The organism is Isoptericola halotolerans, assembly GCF_013149785.1.
Lineage (GTDB): Bacteria > Actinomycetota > Actinomycetes > Actinomycetales > Cellulomonadaceae > Isoptericola > Isoptericola halotolerans.
In genome coordinates this window covers 363185-382699 of the sequence record NZ_JABEZU010000002.1, presented here as the reverse complement: position 1 = coordinate 382699, position 19515 = coordinate 363185, and the positions used below count along the sequence as shown (strand labels likewise).

The window sequence follows — 19515 nt, the reverse complement described above, 5'->3', positions numbered from 1 at the left end:
GGCCATGACGCGTCGCGCGCGCCGCGTCGAGGTGTCCCGGCTCGTGCCGGTCGACGCCGAGTCGGCGTTCGCCACGGTGGTCGACCCCCGGCACCACCCGCGCTGGATCCCGCTGACCCGCTACGAGGGCCCGACGGCGGCCCCCGGCCCGGGCGAGGAGTTCACGATGGTCAGCGGGCCGGGTGCGCGACGGGGCACTTCCGGGTTCGTCGACCGGATGGTGGTGGTGGACCACGACCCACCGTCGACGGCGCACGGCACCGTGGGGCGCAGCGTGGTCCGCAAGGCGGGTCCCGCGCTCGTCGGGCTCGCCGGCCTCGACGTCGTCCCCGTGGACGAGGGCAGGTCGCGCGTCGTGTGGTGGGAGGAGGTGCGGCTCGCCGGCCCGTGGCCGCGCCGGCCGAACGAGCTCGTCGTCGGTGTGTTCCTGCGCGGGATGCTGTGGCTCGCGCTGTGGAGGTTCGGCCGAGAGAGCAGACGGCGTCGCGGGTAGAGTCGCGGAAATGAGCCCGTCGGACGCGACCCCGGAAGGCGGACGCGAGGTCGAGAGCTGGACCCGCTACCGCCCCACCCCCCTGCTGGACTCCCTGCTCGACAAGGCCGTCACGATCCCGTCCGCCGCGATCCACCAGCACGTCGACTCGGTCCGGCGCCGCAACCCCGAGGCAGACCCGGCCCGGGTGATCCGCATCCTGGAGCGCGAGTACGTCACCGTGGTCTCGACCACCGGGGGCGCGGTCGGTGCGGCCGCCGCGGCCCCCGCGGTCGGCACAACGGCCGCAGCCGTCCTCACCACCAGTGACATCGCGACGTTCTTCGCGACGTCGGCGGCGTTCTCGCTGGCGGTCGCGGACGTGCACGGCGTCGCCATCGACGACGTCGGCCGACGCCGCGCGCTGCTGCTGGCGAGCGTGCTCGGCGAGGGCGGTGCCCGCGACGTCCAGCGCGCTGCCGAGGGCTCCCAGCTCGCGTGGGGCAAGGTGCTGCTGACCTCGATGCCGCAGACGGCGATCAAGCGGGTCAACAACGTGCTCACGCACCGGTTCCTCAAGCGTCAGGTCGCCAAGCAGGGCACGTTGGCGCTCGGCCGGATGATCCCCTTCGGGGTGGGTGCCGTCGTCGGGTTCGCCGGCGGCCGGGCGCTCGGTCACGGCGTGGTCGCGCAGTCGCGCACCGCGTTCGGGCCGCCGCCGCCGCACTTCCCGCGCGTGATCGAGAACGAGCGCGCGGCGATCGAGGCGGGCACCGCCGTGGGCCGTCGACCTGTGCGGTTCCGCCGATTCCGGCGGCGAGGTTCGGCGATCTCCGACGACGACGGCGCGTACCCGGGCGCGTAGGGTCGGGACCGTGAGCACCTCACCTGACCACGCCACCGCCGTCGACCCCGCGCTCGCCGACCGCCTGCCGGCGCTGCGCGAGCAGTACGCCGCCCTGCAGGCCCGTGGACTGAGTCTCGACCTCACCCGCGGCAAGCCCTCGGCCGAGCAGCTCGACCTGTCCGAGCCGATGCTGTCCCTGCCCGGCGAGGGTAACCACACCTCCGCGTCCGGCACGGACGTGCGCAACTACGGCGGGCTCGCGGGCCTGCCGGAGCTGCGTGAGATCTTCGCCGAGCTGCTCGGGGTACCGACCGACCAGCTCCTCGCCCAGGACAACGCCTCCCTGCGCCTCATGTACGACTGCGTGGTGCAGGCGATGCTGTTCGGGGCTCCCGGCGGCGACGGGCCGTGGTCCGCGTCCGACGGACCGATCACGTTCATCTGCCCGGTGCCCGGGTACGACCGGCACTTCGCGATCTGCGAGGAGCTGGGCATCCGTATGGTGACCGTCCCCATGACGCCGGACGGCCCCGACGCGGAGGCGGTCGCCGCCCTCGTGGCCGAGGACCCGTCGGTCAAGGGCATGTGGGCCGTGCCGACCTACGCCAACCCGGACGGCTCGGTGGTCTCCGAGGCGGTCGCGCGGCGGCTGGTCTCGATGCCGACCGCTGCTCCGGACTTCCGCATCTTCTGGGACAACGCCTACGCGGTGCACCACCTCACCGAGCACGAGACCAAGACGGCGAACGCGATCGAGCTGGCCGCCGAGGCGGGCCACCCCGACCGCGTGCTGATGTTCGCCTCGACGTCGAAGGTGGCCTTCGCGGGCGCCGGCGTGTCCTTCCTCGCGTCCTCCCCTGCGAACATCGCCTGGTTCTCCCAGCACCTGTCGTTCCGCTCGATCGGCCCGGACAAGGTGAACCAGCTCCGGCACGCGCTGTTCTTCGGGGACGCCGCGGGCGTCCGCGCCCACATGGCGAAGCACCGCGAGATCCTCGCGCCGAAGTTCGAGGCGGTGACGTCGATCCTCACCGAGCGGCTCGCCGACACGGGCGTCGCGACGTGGACCGACCCGGACGGCGGCTACTTCGTCTCGGTGGACGTGGTGCCGGGCACGGCGTCACGGGTCGTGGAGCTCGCGGGCGAGGCCGGCATCAAGCTGACCCCGGCCGGCGCGACGTTCCCCTACGGTGACGACCCGCAGAACCGCAACATCCGGTTGGCCCCGTCGATGCCCCCGCTGGACGAGGTCCGCGTGGCGATGGACGGTGTCGCAACGTGCATCCTGCTCGCCGCCGCGGAGGCCGTCACCTCCTGACCCGTTTCACGTGGTGGGTGCACGACACGCCGGTCACCCCGTCAGGTGGCCGGCGTGTCGTACACCCACAACGCGCGGTCAGCCGCCGAGGACGGCCTTGAGGAACGCCTGGGTCCGTTCGTGGGACGGGTTGGTGAACATCGTCTCGGGGTCCGCCTCCTCGACGATCTGCCCCTTGTCGAACATCAGCACACGGTCCGACACCTCACGGGCGAACTGCATCTCGTGCGTGACCAGCAGCATCGTGATGTCGGTCGTGTCCGCGATCTCTCGCAGCACGTCCAGCACGTCGGCCACGATCTCCGGGTCGAGAGCGGAGGTCACCTCGTCGAGGAGGAGGATCTCCGGGTCCATCGCCAGCGCCCGGGCGATCGCCACACGCTGCTGCTGACCTCCCGAGAGCTCGTTCGTCTTGAAGTCGCGCTTCTCCGACATCCCGACCTTGTCGAGCAGGCGCTCGGCGTCGGCGACGGCCTCGTCCTTCGACTTCTTCAGCACATGGACGGGCGACTCGATGATGTTCTCCAGCACCGACATGTTCGGGAACAGGTTGAACTGCTGGAAGACCATCCCGACCCGGTTGCGCACCACCCGGCGACGCCTCTCGGGGACGGCGACCCACTTCTCGCCCTTGTACTCGTGCGTGTACGGGTCGCCGTCGATGAGGATGAGGCCCCCGCTGAGCTCCTCGAGCGTCATGAGCAGGCGCAGGATGGTGGTCTTGCCCGAGCCGGACGGACCGATCAGCGTGATCCGCTGGCCCTGCGGCACGGAGAAGTTCAGTCGGTCCAGGACGGTGTTGTCGCCGAACCGCTTGACGACGTCCTGGAACTCGATCGCGGGTACGTCACCCGGGGTGGTGGTCATGGTCTGGCTTCCTGTGGGACGGGTCGAATCAGGCAAGGCGGGTCTCCATCCTGCGCACCAGCAGCGACGTCGGATAGCTCACCGCGAGGAAGAGCAGTCCGACCATCGTGAGCGCCTCGATGTAGGAGAACGTGCCGGCACCGAACTGCTGGGCAGCCGTGTACATCTCCACCACGGAGATCGCGAAGAGGAACGGCGTCTCCTTGAACATCGAGATCGCGTAGTTGCCCAGGCCCGGCAGCGTGTTACGGATCGCCTGCGGCAGGATCACCGCACGCCAGGTGCGTCCCGGCGCCATGTTCAGCGCGGTCGCCGCCTCCCACTGCCCCTTCGGGACCGCCTCGATCCCGGCGCGGTAGACCTCGGACATGTACGTCGCGTAGTGGATGCCGAGCACGACGCAGCCGATCGCGAGCCCGGGGATCCACGGCGGGGAGAGCAGGTAGACGAACACCAGCTGGACCAGCAGCGGCGTCATCCGGATGAAGTCCACGACGAACTTCAACGGAATCCGCACCCACCGGCTCGGGGACCGCATCGCCAGGGCGATGAAGAGGCCGAGGATCGAGGCGATCACCATACCGACGACGGTCGCCTGGATGGTGACCACCAGGCCCTCGAGCAGCTTGGGCAGGACGTCCCACGCCCGCTCCCAGCTCCAGATGTCGCCCATCAGATCGCCCCCCTCGCCTCAGGAACCTTCGGGGCATACATCGCCCTGGGCTTCAGCCCGAAGGCCTCTCGCAGGCTCGGACGGGTCCCCCGGCCGAGGCGCCGCTTGGCACGCTCCTCGAGCAGGTTCATGCCCCAGGTGAGCAGATAGGCGATGACGAAGTAGACGAGTAGTCCTGCCGTGTAGCTGAAGATCGTGTCGGCCGTGGCCCGGCGCAGCTCCACGGTCCAGAAGTTCACGTCCTGCAGCGTGATGTAGTACGCCAGAGCCGAGCCCTTGAGGAGCTGGATCAGCAAGTTCGCGAGCATGGGGATCATGAGCGCCCAGGCCTGCGGGAAGATCACGCGTCGCACCTTGTGCAGCCAGGTCATGTTCAGCGCGGTGGCGGCCTCCCACTGGCCCTTCGGGACGGAGGCGATGGACCCGCGCACCACCTCGGAGGCGTAGGCACCGTAGTTGAGCCCCAGGGCGAGCACCGCGACCGCGAGCGCCTCCATCTTGAACCCGAACTGCGGCAGCACGTAGAAGAGCCAGAAGAGCTGGACCACGAGCGACGTGCCACGGAAGAACTCGACGACGACGCGGGACGGCCCGCGCACCCAGAGCGACTGGGTGCGCGAGCCGAACCCGAGGACGACGGCGACGACCATCGCGAGGACGGCGCCGCCGAGCGTCATCTGCAGAGTGACGAGTACACCGTCGGCAAGGCCGGGAAGCCTGTCGACCAGCGTCTGGAGATCGTCTGACATCAGGTCAGTAGTCCAGCCCCAGCTCGTCGGCAAGGTCGGAGAGGTCCTGGTCCGGGTCGCAGAGCTGGTCCACCGTCAGACCCTCGGGGGGGAACTCCGCGGAGGCGAAGCCGAACGGCTCCATGATCTCGAGCCACGCGGCCTCGTCACCCACGTAGGTGGCGAGCTGCTCGTTGTAGGCCTCGAGGAGCTCGGTGTCACCCTGGCGGAAGACCTCTGCACCCGCGCCGATCTGCGGCTCACCGTTGATCGTCGCGACGAACGCCTCGGTCGCCTCGACAGGCTGGTCGGTCTCCTCGGCCATCGCGCGGATCGAGATGCCCGTCAGGGCGAAGGCGTCGGCGCGACCGGAGGCGACGGCGTCCAGGCCGGCCTGGCGGTCGGGCACCTCCATGGCCTCGACGTCGGTCTCCTCGGCGTAGCCTGCCTCGATCGCACCCGAGGTGACGGCGAGCGTCAGGCCCGAGCCCTCCACCGACTGCCAGTCGACGAGGCCGTCCGGGTTGCCCTCGGGCACCAGGAAGGCCGTGGTGTACATGATCGTCGGGTCGGCGAAAGCGACCTGCTCGCAGCGCTCCGGCAGGATCGACATGCCCGCGCTGACGGCGTCGAACCGGTCCGCCGTGACGCCGGGGATCAGGGAGCCCCACTCGACCTGGGTACCGGTGACCTCGTCGATACCGAGCTCACCGTAGATCTGCCGGCCGAGCTCGATGGTGGCGCCGGTGAGCTCGCCACCCTCCTCGTAGCTGTACGGCACCTCGCCGAAGAAGCCGACATCGATCGTGCCGGCGTCCTGCAATGCGGCGAGCGTCGAGCCGTCGCCGTCCCCGTCTCCCGATCCGCCCTCGTCGACGCTCGAGCAAGCGCCCAGCGCGGTCAGAGCAAGAACTGAGCCGGCCGCGGCCAGTGCGCGGCGGCGATGCGTGGTCCTGGTGGACTGCACGGTGGTCTCCTTCCGTCGCCCCGACGCGAGCGCTGCGGGGCTGGATGTGCGGACGATGCGCCACGGTAGCGGCGTTCTGGACGATCCGACAATGGGCGTGTCGGCTCGTCTGATTGTCTACAATCTTAGAGCGCCGCGCGTTGGCGCGGCTAGAGACGGCAGAATTCACCTCGCGACACATGCCGGCAACATCGCGGCGCCCGTGATCGTTGTCATGTCGTGACCTCGGAAGGACCTCGCATGCCCTCGACCGGCCGGCCTGCCCCGGGCGCAGCACCCGCGCTCTCCCCCGTGACCAGACCCTCGACGGTCGACCTCATCACCGCCGAGCTGCGCAACGCGATCTACTCCGGGGCGCTGCGCGTCGGGTCACCGATCCGCGAGGTCGAGATGGCCGGTCAGCTCGGCGTCAGCCGCGGACCGTTCCGCGAGGCGGCGCAGCGCCTCGTCTCGGAAGGGCTCGTGGTCGCCACCCCGGGACGCGGCCTGTCGGTGCGCACCATCGGCAAGGACCGGATCCGGCCCCTGTACGCCGCGCGGACCGTCGTCGAGACGTCGGCCGCGCGGATCGCCGTCGCCGAGGCCGGCGACGAGCAGGTCGCCTCCGTCCGTGCCGCGCACGACGCGCTCGTGCGCGCCGACGCGACGCACGACGCCCTGCAGGTCGGCGCCGCCGACCTCAACGTGCACTGGGCTCTGGTCGCCGCCAGCGGCAACCCGTGGCTGCTGCGCTGGATGACCACGCTCATCGTCGAGGTCCGCATCGCCAGCTTCACCGTCAGCGAGGAGTACGTGGTGCGCAAGGACGCGGCCGAGTCCCACGCACCGCTCGTCGAGCGGCTCGAGGCCCGCGACGCCGACGGCCTGGACGCCGCGATCCGCGCCAACCTCGACGACGCCGTGACGCGTCTGCTCACCCCGGAGGCCGCCGGGGTCGAGACGCTCGAGGAACCTCGCCCGCTGCCCGCGCCCCGGCTGGACCCGATCGACCTCTGAGTCAGGTCAGCGGCTGAGCTGCCCCGCCTGCGCGCGACGCTCGCGCTCGTAGTCGGCCGCCCGCCACGACGTCATCCCGCCGACGACGACGGCGACCGGCTCGTCCGCCGCGTCGCGCAGCACCTCGATCGGCTCGCCGACCGGCCCGAACCCGTCGTGCACCTCGGGGCGGAGCGCCGCGCCGTCCACGGTGAGCTCCTCGGCCCCGACGAAGGGGTCCGCCTGCCGGGGGTCGATCGACCACAGCCGGCCCCCCAGCCGCACCACGTCGACCATGCCCCACAGGTTCGCGAACCGTCCCGTCCACCGGTCGAGGGGGTGCGTGTCACCCGACAGCGAGCCCTGCGTGACGGTGCCGCCCGCACCCGCGGCCGTCCCGCCGTCGTCGGGCAGGGACCGGCTGACCAGGGAGAACAGCCCGGAGGCGATCTGGTCCGCCGGGCCGTCGACGGCGTTCGTCAGGACCGCGACGGCGACGCGACGGGCCGGGTCGCACCAGGTACGGGTGATCTGGCCCGGGAAGCCACCCGAGTGCCCGACGACGCGGCGCCCGCCGATCTCGCGCACCTCGAACCCCAGGCCGTACTCCCGACGCGGCGCGCCGGGTCGGTCGACCACGGACTCCGCGCGCTGCAGCAGCCGCCGCGTCTGCGGCTCCAGCAGGTCGGAGCCCTCGCCGTGCGCGGCCGCCCACCGCACCAGGTCGCGGGCGGTGGAGCAGAAGCCCGTGGCCGCGGCGAGCGCCCCGGTGGTGACGGCGGCGACGGGCAGCCGGCCGTCGGCGAAGCGCACGGGCAGACCTGGTTCGGCGAGCGTCGGGGCCGAGTGACCGACGACGGCACGGCGCTCCAGGCCCTCGTCCAGCTCCGGGTACGTGTCGGCCAGACCGAGCGGCTCGAGCAGGTCGGTGCTCACGTGCTCGGCGTACGAGACTCCGGTGACGGCCTCGATGGCGAGGCCGAGCAGCCCGTAGGCGAGGTTCGAGTACTTGAACGCCTCGCCGCGGCCGAGCACGTCGCCACCGGAGAGCACCTCGTCCAGCAGGCGCGCACGGTCGGGGAAGGGTGCTCCGAGCTGCCAGAAGTCCGCGTCCCGGCCGTCGCGGCGGACCCCGCCGGTGTGCCCGAGCGCCTCGCGGACGGTGACCTCTCCCACGGGGGCGCGGCCGATCTCGGGCACGAACGTCCCCAGACGGTCGTCGAGGCGCATCTGACCCCGCTCGACCAGGCGCGCCACGGCGGTGGCCGTGAACGTCTTCGAGTGCGAGGCGACCCGGAACAGGTGGTCGGGACGCAGCGGGGTGCCGGAGGTGAGGTCGGTGACGCCCCACGCACCGTCGAGGACCACCTCGTCACCGACGAGCACGGCGTACTGGACGCCCGGGACCCGTGCGAGCGCGGCTCGGGTCGTGACCCAGTCCGCGAGGTAGGAGGTGTTCAGGTCCGGGGTCGAGCGTGCGCGGGCACGCTCGGGAGCGCCGACGGTCATGCCCGTCACCCTAGCCGGGGAGACCGATGAAAAGACTGTCGGAGGCGGGTCCTACGTTCTAGTTTGGAAACCACACCCCTAGGAGCCACCATGACCGACCACGCGGGAGGACCCCCGCCCCTCGCCGTCGAGGCCACGGGCCTCGTCAAGCACTTCACCTCCGGCAAGAAGACCACCAAGGCTGTCGACGGCGTCGACCTGACCATCCCCCACGGGAGCGTCTTCGGGCTGCTCGGCCCCAACGGTGCCGGCAAGACGACCGTCGTGCGCATGCTCGCGACGCTGCTGCGACCGGACGGCGGCACCGCCCGGGTGCTGGGCCACGACGTCGTGCACGACGCCGACGCCGTCCGCGGCGCCGTCGGGCTCACCGGGCAGTACGCCTCGGTCGACGAGGACCTGACCGGCACGGAGAACCTGCTCATGCTCGCCCGGCTGTACGGTTTCCGCGGCCGGGCCGCGACCCAGCGGGTGGCGAACCTGCTCGAGGCGTTCAGCCTCACCGACGCCGGCTCCCGCCAGGTCAAGACGTACTCCGGCGGCATGCGGCGGCGCATCGACCTCGCCGCGTCCCTCGTGCTCTCGCCCCGGGTGCTGTTCCTCGACGAGCCGACCACCGGCCTCGACCCTCGCTCGCGCAACCAGGTGTGGGACATCGTGCGGGTGCTGGTCGAGGACGGGGCGACCGTGCTGCTCACGACGCAGTACCTCGAGGAGGCCGACCAGCTCGCCGACCGGATCGGCGTGATCGACCACGGCAGGCTCATCGCCGAGGGCACGTCGACCGAGCTCAAGCGGTCCGTCGGGCAGGGTGCGGTGGACCTCCGCCTGGCGGACGCCACGCAGCGCGCCGAGGCCGCCGCCGTCGTGCATCGGGTCCTGGGCACCGAGCCGACTCTGCCGACGGACCCGTACGCCCTCAACGCCCGGGTGCCCGACGACGGCGCCCACCTCGTGGCGCAGGTCCTGCCAGCCCTCGGCGAGGCGGGGATCGCCGTGCCCGAGTTCTCTCTCGGTCAGCCGAGCCTCGACGAGGTGTTCCTGACCTTGACCGGCGAGCCGCTGCCCGCGGACGAGACGAACGACGGCGCTGCCGTCGAGGAGGAGGTGGCCCGATGAGCGCCGTCGACATCAGCACGACGTCCCTGCGCGAGGCCGTGGCGCTCGAGTCGCGCCCGTCGCGTCCCTCGGCGGTCGCCAGCTCGTTCACCTTCGCGTGGCGTGCCCTGCTGAAGATCAAGCACGTGCCGGAGCAGCTCTTCGACGTGCTGGTCTCCCCCGTCATCTTCACCCTGATGTTCACCTACCTGTTCGGCGGTGCGCTCGCGGGGTCCACGGATGCCTACATCCAGTTCCTGCTGCCGGGCATCCTGGTGCAGACCATCATCATCGTGACGGTGTACACGGGCTACACGCTCAACACCGACATCACCAAGGGTGTGTTCGACCGGTTCCGGTCCCTGCCGATCTGGCGACCGGCGCCGATCGTGGGTGCCCTGATGGGCGACACGGTGCGCTACACCATCGCCTCGATCATGTGCATCGGGCTCGGGCTGATCATCGGCTTCCGGCCTGACGGCGGAGTGCTCGGGGTCGTCGCCGGCGTCGCGCTGCTCCTGGTGTTCGCGTTCGCGCTGAGCTGGATCTTCACGATCCTCGGGCTGCTGCTGCGCACCCCGAACGCCGTGATGGGCGTGTCGATGATGGTGCTCATGCCGTTGACGTTCGCGTCCAACATCTTCGTGGACCCGTCCACGATGCCCTCGGGACTGCAGGCCTTCGTGAACGTGAACCCGGTGTCGCACCTGGTCACCGCGGTACGAGGGCTGATGGCCGGCACTGCCGGGATCGGCGACGTCACGACGGTCCTGATCTCCGCCGTCGTCATGACCGCGGTCTTCGCCCCGATCACGATGTACCTCTACCGCAACCGCCACTGACGACTCGGCGTGTTGTGGGCGCGATCTCTGGCCCTGTTCGCCCTTTGTGGGGGCATGGAGAGGCCAGAGATCGCGCCCACAACGCCTATCGCAGAGCCTGTCGGGTGCGGCCCACCAGCCTCGTCCCGTCCCGGACGACGTCGTCAGCCACCGCGACGATCACCGTGAACCCGATCTCCTCGAGCCATCGCCGACGGCGGATGTCCTCACGCCACTGCTCCTTGTCGGTCCGGTGCTGGTCACCGTCGTACTCGATCACCACCCTCTGGGCCGGGTAGAGCAGGTCGCAGCGCTTGACGTACGTCCCGTCGCCGAGCCGGACCACCTCGTTCACGAGGGGACAGGGCAGGCCGGCGCTCGTCAGGAGCAGCCGCGTGCGCGTCTCCATCACCGAGTCGGTGCCCGGCCGGACCCGGGACAGCTGTTCACGCACCTGCGCGATGCCCTTGACCTTGCGGGTCGTCTCGGCCTTGCGTGTCAGCTCCGCCACCGTGGTGAGCACCTGCTGGCGGCGGAGGAACGAGTCGCCCAGGACCACGACGTCGTCGGGCCGCCGCAGGCCGACACCCACATGGACGAAGGTCTGCGCCGGCGCAGTCACTCGTAGCCCGCCGACGTCCACGACCTCGAGGCCCTCCTGTCGGCTCCGGTGCGCCACCACCCCGGGACGCTGAGGGCGTTCTGACGGGTCGGACGAGATGACGTGCAACGCAGACTCCCCTGCGATCGTCCAGGGCAGGTCGACGCCGAGCAGGCGGAGCGCTGTCCCGTGGCTGAAGGCGACGGAGTCGTCGAGCACGGTGGCGAGTGCGCGGCAGCGGGCCAGAAAGTCACCGTTCCACGGCGCGGGGACGCGGACACCGTGGAAGGGGGCCGCCAGGGAGTCGCCGACGCGCAGCGACTCGGCGGACGCACCGTCGCCGATCGCCGACCGCACGGAGAAGGGGGCGGCTGCTCGCTGATCGGCCATCGACATGCACCGACCGTGCCAGCATGAGCCCCTGAGACGGCCGTCTATCCACAGCCCGGAGCAACCATCGGTTGTGGGCGCGATTTCTGGGGCGAAAAGGTGCCCATCAACGACAAAACGGGCCAGAAATCGCGCCCACAACAGGAGGGGTGCGGTCAGGCGGCGGGGTCGGCCTGCATCTCCGCGTCGCACCTGCGGGTGACCACCAGCACCGGGCACTGCGCATGGTGCAGCACCGCCTGGCTCGTCGAACCCAGTAGCAGCCCGCGGAATCCTCCGCGCCCCCGCGAGCCGACGACCACCAGGTCGGCTGCCGAGGAGAACTCGGTCAGGAGCTCCGCACCGGAGCCGTCCAGCACATGGCGCTTGATCCGCAGCCCCGGATGCTCGGTCTCCACCTGGTCGACGATCACGTCGAGCCCGGCCCGCACGTCCGCCAGGACCTGCTCATGATCGATCTGGGACGGGAGCCAGGCCAGCACGCCGGCCCCCGAACCCAACGGGACCCCCGCGACGGCGACCAGCTCTGCATCCCACGACTCGGCCTGTTCGACGGCGTACCGCAGGGCGACCTCGGACGTCGGAGACCCGTCGACACCGACGACGATCCGGTGGACGTCGTGCACGAAGTCCCCGTCGCGACGCTCCGGGTCGTCGGCGCCGGCGCGGTGCGGGACGACGACGGTCGGGCAGTGGGCGTGCGCGGGCAACGCGGACGACACCGTACCCAGCAGACGCTCGGTGAACCCGCCCCGCCCGCGGGTGCCGACGACGGAGAGGGAGTGGTCGCTGGACATCTCGACCAGCACCCCGGCCGCGTCACCGGTGGCGACGGTGCCCTGGACCGAGATCCCCAGGCCGGAGACTCGCGCCTCCGCCTCGGCGAGGACGGCCTTGGCGCCCTCGGAGATGGCCGTGTCGTCGAGGGCTGCATAGCCACCGTCGAGCGAAGCAGCAGTGAAAGACGGGAGCGAGTAGCTACAGACGATGTGCAGCCCCCAACCGACCCGCTGAGCGTAGGACGCCGCCCAGTCCAGGGCGTGCATGCTCGCGGTGGAACCATCGACGCCCACCAGGACGACCTCTGGACGTGTCATGTCGCGCCTCCCGTCATGCCCGGACCTCGACGTCCGGGACCGCTGTGGTTCAAGCGTAACGAAAGACGGGCGCAAGGTGTAGCAAAGGACAGCACGACGCCCCGACATTCACGGGAATGTCGGGGCGTCGTGGATGCTGCGGGCGATCAGATCAGCCGGTGACCCGCAGGAAGGTCGGGTTGGACTGCCAGATGCCGGACTGCCGCACGGTCCAGCCACCGGGGCGCGTCGCCTCGATCTGCTGACCGTTCCCGATGTAGATCGAGATGTGGCCGGGCGACCAGATGAGGTCGCCGGGCTGAGCCTCGGCCCGCGAGACCTGCGTCGTGGCGGAAGAGCCGACCATCTGGCTCGACGACCGGGGCAGCGAGGTCACGCCGACCTGGGCGTAGGCATAGGTCACCAGACCCGAGCAGTCGAAGCCCGACGGCGATGCACCACCGACGACATACTTCGTCCCGATGTAGCGCGCGGCGATCGAGACGACCTGCGAGCCACGCGAGCCGTCGGCGGCGGGTGCGGCGGAGGTCGACTCGGAGCTGGTGGACTCGGCCGACGGCGTGCTCGACTCCGACGACCCGGTGCTCGTCGGCACCGCGGTGCGCTCGGCCGAGCGCGACGGAGCGACCTCACGAACCGGCTCCGGCTCGGGCTCCGGCGCAGCCTTGATCTCGGCCTTCGCGGCGATCTTCGGCGTGATCCGCTCACCCGAGACCTTGGCCTCGGAGTCCACGGTCACGACCGGAGCAGCCTCCAGCGCGGTCCGCGCCTGGTCGGTCAGAGCTCCCAGATCAACCGTGCTCAGCTTCTTCGCCGCGTCGGTGTCGACCGGGGCAGCCTGCGCCGCAGTCGCCCCACCGATCGTCGAGACCAGCAGACCACCGGCCGTGGCGACCACAGCAGCCCGACGACCGGCAGCCGCCGACGGGGCGGCCAACATCGGACGACGAGCGGCGCGGTGCTTGCCACGCGTCCTGGTAGATGCGTTCACGTGTTCCCTCTCCTGTCGCCTACGAGGTCAGCTGTCGGGTTCGGGTGGGAGAAACACCCGGCCCCACGAGACCAACGGCCCCGTGCGACTTCACCCCAAGGACACCGTCACCGATGCCCACAAATGGGTCCCCCGCTCCTGCCGGCGGTCTTGGTTCCCCGACCGGTGGCAGGACTCGGCGTCCGGTCAGGATCCGGCAGAAACCTCCACCGGACGTGGAAACCGTAGCGGATCCCGGCGCCCATGTCACGTTTAGGTCACGACAACGACCGGTGGACTCCGTCACAGGCCGCCAGAGGCCCCTCGGCGGCCCCTCAGGCCTCGTGTCACCGTTCCCGGGCAGAGGGGGGCCCGACGGTCGGTCACGGCGCAGAGACGCCCGCAGGCCCTGTCGCGACGATCTGCGACAGGGCCTGCGGGCGACGACCGACCGGGGAGGTCAGCCCACGCGGATGAACGTGGGGTTCGACTGCCAGATGCTGCGGAACTGGATCGTCTTGCCCGGACGGGGGGCGTCGATCTGCGAGTTGCCGCCGGCGTAGATGGCGATGTGGCCCGGGGACCAGATCAGGTCGCCCGGCTGCGCGTTGGCACGCGAGACGACCGTCCCGGCGTCGCGCTGTGCCGAGGAGGAGCGGGGCAGCGTGATGCCGGCCTGGGCGAAGACGTAGGAGGTGAAGCCGGAGCAGTCGAAGCCCGACGGCGTCGTGCCACCGGAGACGTACGGGACGCCGACGTAGCGCGAGGCGATCGAGATGATGTTCGACCCGTTGGCCGAGGCCGGCGCGGCGGCGGGCGTCGAGGCGGACTCCGTGCTCGACTCCGACGACCCGGTGCTCGTCGGCACCGCGGTGCGCTCGGCCGAGCGCGACGGAGCGACCTCACGAACCGGCTCCGGCTCGGGCTCCGGCGCAGCCTTGATCTCGGCCTTCGCGGCGATCTTCGGCGTGATCCGCTCACCCGAGACCTTGGCCTCGGAGTCCACGGTCACGACCGGAGCAGCCTCCAGCGCGGTCCGCGCCTGGTCGGTCAGAGCTCCCAGATCAACCGTGCTCAGCTTCTTCGCCGCGTCGGTGTCGACCGGGGCAGCCTGCGCCGCAGTCGCCCCACCGATCGTCGAGACCAGCAGACCACCGGCCGTGGCGACCACAGCAGCCCGACGACCGGCAGCCGCCGACGGGGCGGCCAACATCGGACGACGAGCGGCGCGGTGCTTGCCACGCGTCCTGGTAGATGCGTTCACGTGTTCCCTCTCCTGTCGCCTACGAGGTCAGCTGTCGGGTTCGGGTGGGAGAAACACCCGGCCCCACGAGACCAACGGCCCCGTGCGACTTCACCCCAAGGACACCGTCACCGATGCCCACAAATGGGTCCCCCGCTCCTGCCGGCGGTCTTCCGTGGGGCCAGAGCGGTGGCAGGACTTGGCGGTCCACCCCGGCACTCGCCGGAGGAGACTCCCGCGAGCGAGTCCGACCGTACCGGAACGGCCCGGCGATGTCACGTTCCGGTCACACCGTCCTGTTCCGGCGCAGGTCTCCCCCCACCGGCAGGTCCCAGGAGCAGGTCAGCGGGCCGCGACGAAGAGGTGCTTGGCCAGGTCGTCGGGCAGCTCGAGGCCCTCGGTGGCACCCTCCGCCTGGACGGCGTAGTAGTCGCCCAGCGCGCGCGCCTCGATCCGCGCCCCGGGCACCAGCCCGACGCCCTCGAGTCGCGCGAGGAACTCGTCGTCGACCTGGACCGGTTCGGCGATCCGCTGGAGCACGATCGCGACGTTCTCGGTCCCGCCACGCAGGAACGAGGGCAGCGACTGCACGCCCTCGAGGAACGGCACGTCCTCGTACTGCTCGCCGAGCTCGGACAGGCCCGGGATCGGGTTGCCGTACGGGTCGTGGTGCGGGTGGTCGAGGAGCGTGACCAGGCGACGCTCGACGAGGTCGCTCATCACGTGCTCCCAGCGGCAGGCCTCGTTGTGGACGTGCTCCCAGTCGAGCTTGATGACGTCCGTCAGGAGGCGTTCGGCCAACCGGTGCTTGCGCATCACGCGGGTCGCCTTGGCCTGCCCCTCGTCGGTCAGCTCCAGGTGGCGGTCGCCGGTGACGACCACGAGCCCGTCGCGCTCCATCCGGGCGATCGTCTGCGAGACGGTGGGTCCCGAGTGCCCGAGACGTTCCGCGATCCGCGCGCGGAGCGGCGTGATGCCCTCCTCGCCGAGCTCGTAGATCGTCTTCAGATACATCTCGGTGGTGTCGATCAGGTCGGTCACGTCCACTCCCGTCTTGAGGCCCGGGCCTAGTCTATTCGCACACGTCACCGTCACGGCTCCCGCTGACCCGCGGGCGCCCCTCCCTCGCCAGCCACGGAGTCGCCATGACCCTCCAGATCCCCTCGTCGCTGCTGCCCTCGGACGGCCGCTTCGGCGCCGGCCCCTCGAAGGTGCGCCCGGCCCAGGCCCGGGCCCTGCTGTCGGCCGGGGACCCGGCGCACCCGGTGCTCGGCACGTCGCACCGGCAGTCCGGCGTGAAGGACCTGGTGCACCGGGTGCGCCACGGGCTGGCCGAGCTGTTCGACCTCCCCGAGGGCTATGAGGTGGCCCTGGGCAACGGTGGGTCGACGGCGTTCTGGGAGGTCGCCACGGCCAGCCTCGTGCGTGAACGGGCTCAGCACGCCGTGTTCGGCGAGTTCGGGGCGAAGTTCGCCGCCTCGACGCGGCGCGCCCCGTTCCTGGCCGAGCCGGAGGTCGTCGAGGCCGCGCCGGGGAGCGTGGCCCACCTCGCGTCGTCGGCGGCGGTGGACGTCTACGCCAGCCCGCACAACGAGACCTCGACCGGCGCGATGGCGCCGGTGCGGCGACCGGCCGGCACCGACCAGCTCGTGCTGACGGACGCGACGTCCGGCGCGGGCGCCCTGCCCGTGGACCTGCGCGAGACGGACGTGTACTACTTCGGCCCGCAGAAGGTCTTCGGGGCCGACGGCGGGCTGTGGCTCGCGCTGTGCAGCCCGGCGGCGATCGAGCGGGCCGCGGAGGTGGAGGCTTCCGGAGGCGCTCGGTGGGTCCCCGAGTTCCTGTCCCTGACGACCGCCCTGGCGAACTCCCGCCTGGACCAGACGCTCAACACCCCCGCGGTCGGCACGCTGGTGATGCTGGCGGACCAGGTCGAGTGGATCCTCGCCCAGGGCGGGCTGGCGTGGTCGAGCGAGCGGTGCGCGACGTCGGCGGGCATCCTCTACGACTGGGCGGAGCGCCGCGCGTGGGCCTCTCCGTTCGTCAGCGAGCCGGCGGAACGCTCCACCGTGGTGGGGACGGTCGACCTGGACGAGCACGTCGACGCCGCCGCCGTCGTCGGGCACCTGCGTGACAACGGGATCCTGGACGTCTTTCCCTACCGCAAGCTGGGCCGCAACCAGGTCCGCGTCGGGATGTTCCCGGCCGTCGAGCCGGAGGACGTCGCGGCACTGACTGGGAGCATAGATTTCGTGGTGGATCAACTCATGTAGCCTTCATCGAGAAATTTCACCCGCTCCGCTGCTAATCTTCGGGCGATTCAGTCAAAACCGACAGATGGCAAAGGAGCTGTGGCGTGCCCGAGATGGACCACTTCACGTACGGGATGCTGACCCCGCTGGTCGGGTACATCGCTTCCTTCATCGGCTGCCTCACCGGCCTGTCAGCGACCTCTCGGGCACGCGCGGCCACGAGCGCCGGGGCCAAGAGCGCCTGGCTGCTCGTCGGCGCCGTCGCGATCGGCGGCACCGGTGTCTGGGTCATGCACTTCATCGCCATGCTCGGCTTCAGCGTCGAGGGGATGCCGATCAACTACGACGTGCCGCTGACGATCGCCTCGGCGCTGCTGGCGATGGCCGTGGTGGCGGCAGGCCTGTTCCTCGTCGGCTTCCTCGGTGACAAGCTGCTGTACCTGCTCATCGGGGGGCTCTTCGTCGGCCTGGGCGTCGCGAGCATGCACTACCTCGGGATGGCCGCCATGGAGATGAGCGGCGAGATCCACTACGACCCGGTGCTCGTGGGCGTCTCGCTCGTCATCGCCGTCGTGGCGGGCACCGCCGCGCTGTGGCTCTGCGTCCATGTCAAGGGTTGGCTGCTCGCGTCGGTCGCGGCCCTGGTGATGGCCGCCGCCGTCGCCGGCATGCACTACACCGGCATGGCAGCCATGCACATGAGCGGTGCGGCAGGCACGCCGCCCGGCGGCACCTCCGCCCTCGAGCTGCTCGGCCCGCTGATCGCCGGGATCTTCCTCACCACGGTGGCGATGGTGTTCGTCGTGCTCATGTGGCCGACGGAGGACGAGATGCGCGAGCGCCAGGCGTTCGAGGAGCGGGTCGCCGGCACGACGTCCCGGTGAGACCGGCGTGCCTGCCGAAGCCGTCAGGCCGCGCGGGCGTGGTCCTGGTCGACCGCGGGCGCCTCGAGGTAGACCACCTCGAGGTGCGGCCGCCGCAGCAGCCGGTAGCGCACCCTGAGGCGCCAGTTCCGGACGGCCCACGCCGTGGCACCGAGCGCCACGAGGAGCGTCGCGATCGACCCGATGAGGATCGCCCAGCGAGGACCGAACGTCTCGCCGACCCAGCCGACGATCGGCGAACCGATCGGCGTCGCGCCGAGGAACACCATCATGTAGAGCGCCATGACACGTCCCCGCATGGCCGGGTCGGTCGAGGTCTGGATGGTGGAGTTCGCGGCGGTCATCATCGTCAGCGACGCGAGGCCGACGGGGACGCACGCCACGACGAACGCCGGGAACGTCGGCATGAGCGCCATGACCGCCGTGGCGACGGCGAAGGCGAAGGCGGACCCGATCACCAGCCGCACGCGGGGGCGGTCGCGACGGGCCGCCAGCAGCGCCCCCGTGAGCGACCCGATGGCGAGCACCGACCCGAGCAGCCCGAACTCGCCGGCGCCGCGCTCGAACTCGACCCTCGCCATCATCGCCGAGGTGAGCTGGAAGTTGAGGCCGAACATCGACACGACGGCGAGGACCACCATGATCACCACGATGTCCGAGCGTCCCCGCACGTAGCGCAGCCCCTCACGGATCTGCCCCTTGCCGCGCGGCGTCGGCTCCCGCGACCAGGTCGCCTCGGCCTTCATGAGGGCGACCGCCGCGATGGTGGCTGCGAAGGTGACGCCGTTGATGACGAACACCCACCCGGTGCCGACGGCGGCGATCAGCAGCCCGGCGACGCCGGGGCCGACGAGCCGGGCGGCGTTGAAGGACGCCGAGTTGAGCCCGACGGCGTTCGCGAGGCGCTCGGGGGGCACCAGCTCGGCGACGAACGTCTGGCGCACCGGGTTGTCGAAGGCGGTGACGACACCGAGCCCCAGCGCGAAGGCGTAGACCTGCCAGAGCTGGGCGTGCCCGGACAGCACGAGCGCCCCGAGCCCGAGCGCCAGGACCCCCATCGCGCCCTGGGTGACCATGAGCAGCCGACGGCGTGGCAGGCGGTCGGCGAGCAGGCCCGCCCACGGCCCCAGCAGGAGCATGGGCAGGAACTGCAGCGCGGTGGTGATGCCGAGCGCCACCCCCGAGTCGTCGGTGAGGACGGTGAGCACGAGCCAGTCCTGGGCGACCCGCTGCATCCACGTGCCGATGTTCGCCACCAGGGCGGCGCCGAACCAGAGGCGGTAGTTGGGGTAGCGCAGCGAGGTGAAGGTGGCGCTCATCCGGCGGCCACCTTGGCCAGGATCTCCGTGGCGGCGGCGAGGGTGGCGCGCTCGTCGGCGTCGAGCTCGGCGAGGCGGCAGGTGAGCCAGGCGTCCCGACGGCGTCGCGTCTCGGCGATCTCGTGGCGCCCGGCCTCAGTGAGGCGTACCACGACCTGACGCCGGTCGGTGGGGTGGTCGACCTTCTCGACGAGGCCGAGCTCGGCCAGCGCGGCCACCGCACGCGTCATGGCCGGCGGACGGACGCGCTCGTGCTCTGCGAGCGCGCCGGGGCTCATCTCCCCGTGGCGGTGGAGAACGGCGAGGACTCCGAACTGCCCCTCGGGCAGGTCCGCCTCGCCGCGCTGGGTCCGCAGCCGGCGGGCCGCGCGGGTGAGGGCGACGCGGAGCTCGCTGCTGAGCTGGGCGGGGTCGTCGGTCACTGTTCTTACGGTAGGTCATTACCGCGCGAAATGATATGTGGGGGCAATCACACGCCGGCGCC

At 71.0% G+C, this 19515-nt stretch carries 20 protein-coding genes and 2 riboswitches; of the genes, 8 read left to right on the top strand and 12 right to left on the bottom strand.

Features of this window, described 5'->3' with window-relative positions; genetic code table 11:
* Nucleotides 1-4 precede the first annotated feature (4 nt).
* From HDG69_RS09545 to HDG69_RS09535, 3 genes are read left to right on the top strand one after another with little or no spacing between them, the layout of a single operon-like run.
* Complete coding sequence (locus HDG69_RS09545) at nt 5-493, top strand: SRPBCC family protein (RefSeq protein ID WP_171783555.1); 489 nt, start codon at nt 5-7, stop codon at nt 491-493.
* Nucleotides 494-503: 10 nt separating this feature from the next.
* Nucleotides 504-1337, top strand: coding sequence for a hypothetical protein (locus tag HDG69_RS09540; protein ID WP_246256403.1), 834 nt, complete (start codon nt 504-506; stop codon nt 1335-1337).
* Between the two features lie 10 nt (nt 1338-1347).
* Nucleotides 1348-2637: an aspartate aminotransferase type Ic gene (locus tag HDG69_RS09535; RefSeq protein ID WP_171783554.1), complete on the top strand. Its 1290-nt coding sequence runs from the start codon at nt 1348-1350 to the stop codon at nt 2635-2637.
* Nucleotides 2638-2715: 78 nt separating this feature from the next.
* Here HDG69_RS09535 and HDG69_RS09530 read toward each other — a convergent pair whose 3' ends face one another.
* Genes HDG69_RS09530 through HDG69_RS09515 form a run of 4 tightly spaced genes read right to left on the bottom strand, consistent with a single transcriptional unit; the run spans nt 2716 to nt 5872 of the window.
* Nucleotides 2716-3504: an amino acid ABC transporter ATP-binding protein gene (locus HDG69_RS09530; RefSeq protein ID WP_171783553.1), complete on the bottom strand. Its 789-nt coding sequence runs from the start codon at nt 3502-3504 to the stop codon at nt 2716-2718.
* Nucleotides 3505-3532: 28 nt separating this feature from the next.
* A complete protein-coding gene (gene ehuD / locus HDG69_RS09525; protein WP_171783552.1) occupies nt 3533-4177 on the bottom strand; it encodes an ectoine/hydroxyectoine ABC transporter permease subunit EhuD in 645 nt (214 codons plus the stop codon).
* Nucleotides 4177-4926, bottom strand: coding sequence for an ectoine/hydroxyectoine ABC transporter permease subunit EhuC (ehuC, locus tag HDG69_RS09520; RefSeq protein WP_171783551.1), 750 nt, complete (start codon nt 4924-4926; stop codon nt 4177-4179). The genes ehuD and ehuC overlap by 1 nt, the downstream gene beginning before the upstream one ends.
* 4 nt (nt 4927-4930) lie before the next feature.
* Complete coding sequence (locus HDG69_RS09515; RefSeq protein ID WP_171783550.1) at nt 4931-5872, bottom strand: transporter substrate-binding domain-containing protein; 942 nt, start codon at nt 5870-5872, stop codon at nt 4931-4933.
* 240 nt (nt 5873-6112) lie between these two features.
* Between HDG69_RS09515 and HDG69_RS09510 the strand changes: the two genes are divergently transcribed.
* Nucleotides 6113-6868 carry a GntR family transcriptional regulator gene (locus tag HDG69_RS09510; protein WP_171783549.1) on the top strand — a complete coding sequence of 252 codons (756 nt, stop codon included), beginning with the start codon at nt 6113-6115 and terminating at the stop codon, nt 6866-6868.
* Nucleotides 6869-6874: 6 nt separating this feature from the next.
* On the opposite strand, the gene HDG69_RS09505 is transcribed toward HDG69_RS09510, so the two are convergent.
* Entirely contained in the window at nt 6875-8356 is a 1482-nt protein-coding gene (locus tag HDG69_RS09505) for a serine hydrolase domain-containing protein (RefSeq protein WP_171783548.1), read from the bottom strand.
* Between the two features lie 90 nt (nt 8357-8446).
* Between HDG69_RS09505 and HDG69_RS09500 the strand changes: the two genes are divergently transcribed.
* On the top strand, nt 8447-9475 hold the full coding sequence (locus HDG69_RS09500) for an ATP-binding cassette domain-containing protein (RefSeq protein ID WP_171783547.1): 1029 nt from the start codon (nt 8447-8449) through the stop codon (nt 9473-9475).
* The gene (locus tag HDG69_RS09495) at nt 9472-10296 is read left to right on the top strand and encodes an ABC transporter permease (RefSeq protein WP_171783546.1); all 825 of its coding nucleotides are present in this window, start codon (nt 9472-9474) and stop codon (nt 10294-10296) included. Before HDG69_RS09500 ends, HDG69_RS09495 begins: the two co-directional genes overlap by 4 nt.
* 85 nt (nt 10297-10381) lie before the next feature.
* Here the strand turns inward: HDG69_RS09495 and HDG69_RS09490 are convergent, their stop codons facing one another.
* The 5 genes from HDG69_RS09490 to HDG69_RS09470 all read right to left on the bottom strand — a co-directional run bounded on the left by HDG69_RS09490 (nt 10382) and on the right by HDG69_RS09470 (nt 15617).
* Complete coding sequence (locus tag HDG69_RS09490) at nt 10382-11272, bottom strand: DUF559 domain-containing protein (RefSeq protein ID WP_171783545.1); 891 nt, start codon at nt 11270-11272, stop codon at nt 10382-10384.
* A gap of 149 nt (nt 11273-11421) precedes the next feature.
* Nucleotides 11422-12363: a universal stress protein gene (locus HDG69_RS09485; protein ID WP_171783544.1), complete on the bottom strand. Its 942-nt coding sequence runs from the start codon at nt 12361-12363 to the stop codon at nt 11422-11424.
* 151 nt (nt 12364-12514) lie between these two features.
* Entirely contained in the window at nt 12515-13303 is a 789-nt protein-coding gene (locus HDG69_RS09480) for a C40 family peptidase (protein WP_171783543.1), read from the bottom strand.
* 51 nt (nt 13304-13354) lie between these two features.
* Nucleotides 13355-13545, bottom strand: a riboswitch (cyclic di-AMP (ydaO/yuaA leader).
* Nucleotides 13546-13793: 248 nt separating this feature from the next.
* A complete protein-coding gene (locus tag HDG69_RS09475) occupies nt 13794-14546 on the bottom strand; it encodes a C40 family peptidase (protein WP_171783542.1) in 753 nt (250 codons plus the stop codon).
* A gap of 51 nt (nt 14547-14597) precedes the next feature.
* A riboswitch (cyclic di-AMP (ydaO/yuaA leader) is annotated at nt 14598-14754 on the bottom strand.
* A 164-nt stretch (nt 14755-14918) separates the two neighbouring features.
* Nucleotides 14919-15617 carry an iron-dependent transcriptional repressor DtxR gene (locus HDG69_RS09470; RefSeq protein WP_171783541.1) on the bottom strand — a complete coding sequence of 233 codons (699 nt, stop codon included), beginning with the start codon at nt 15615-15617 and terminating at the stop codon, nt 14919-14921.
* 104 nt (nt 15618-15721) lie between these two features.
* Here HDG69_RS09470 and serC point away from each other — a divergent pair, with 104 nt between their 5' ends.
* Together serC and HDG69_RS09460 are read left to right on the top strand one after the other, a co-directional pair.
* Nucleotides 15722-16849: a phosphoserine transaminase gene (gene serC, locus HDG69_RS09465; RefSeq protein ID WP_171783540.1), complete on the top strand. Its 1128-nt coding sequence runs from the start codon at nt 15722-15724 to the stop codon at nt 16847-16849.
* A gap of 92 nt (nt 16850-16941) precedes the next feature.
* Nucleotides 16942-17712 carry an MHYT domain-containing protein gene (locus HDG69_RS09460; RefSeq protein WP_216645515.1) on the top strand — a complete coding sequence of 257 codons (771 nt, stop codon included), beginning with the start codon at nt 16942-16944 and terminating at the stop codon, nt 17710-17712.
* A 23-nt stretch (nt 17713-17735) separates the two neighbouring features.
* Here HDG69_RS09460 and HDG69_RS09455 read toward each other — a convergent pair whose 3' ends face one another.
* Complete coding sequence (locus HDG69_RS09455; protein ID WP_171783538.1) at nt 17736-19031, bottom strand: MFS transporter; 1296 nt, start codon at nt 19029-19031, stop codon at nt 17736-17738.
* Nucleotides 19028-19453: a MarR family transcriptional regulator gene (locus HDG69_RS09450; RefSeq protein WP_171783537.1), complete on the bottom strand. Its 426-nt coding sequence runs from the start codon at nt 19451-19453 to the stop codon at nt 19028-19030. The genes HDG69_RS09455 and HDG69_RS09450 overlap by 4 nt, the downstream gene beginning before the upstream one ends.
* Nucleotides 19454-19515: the final 62 nt, after the last annotated feature.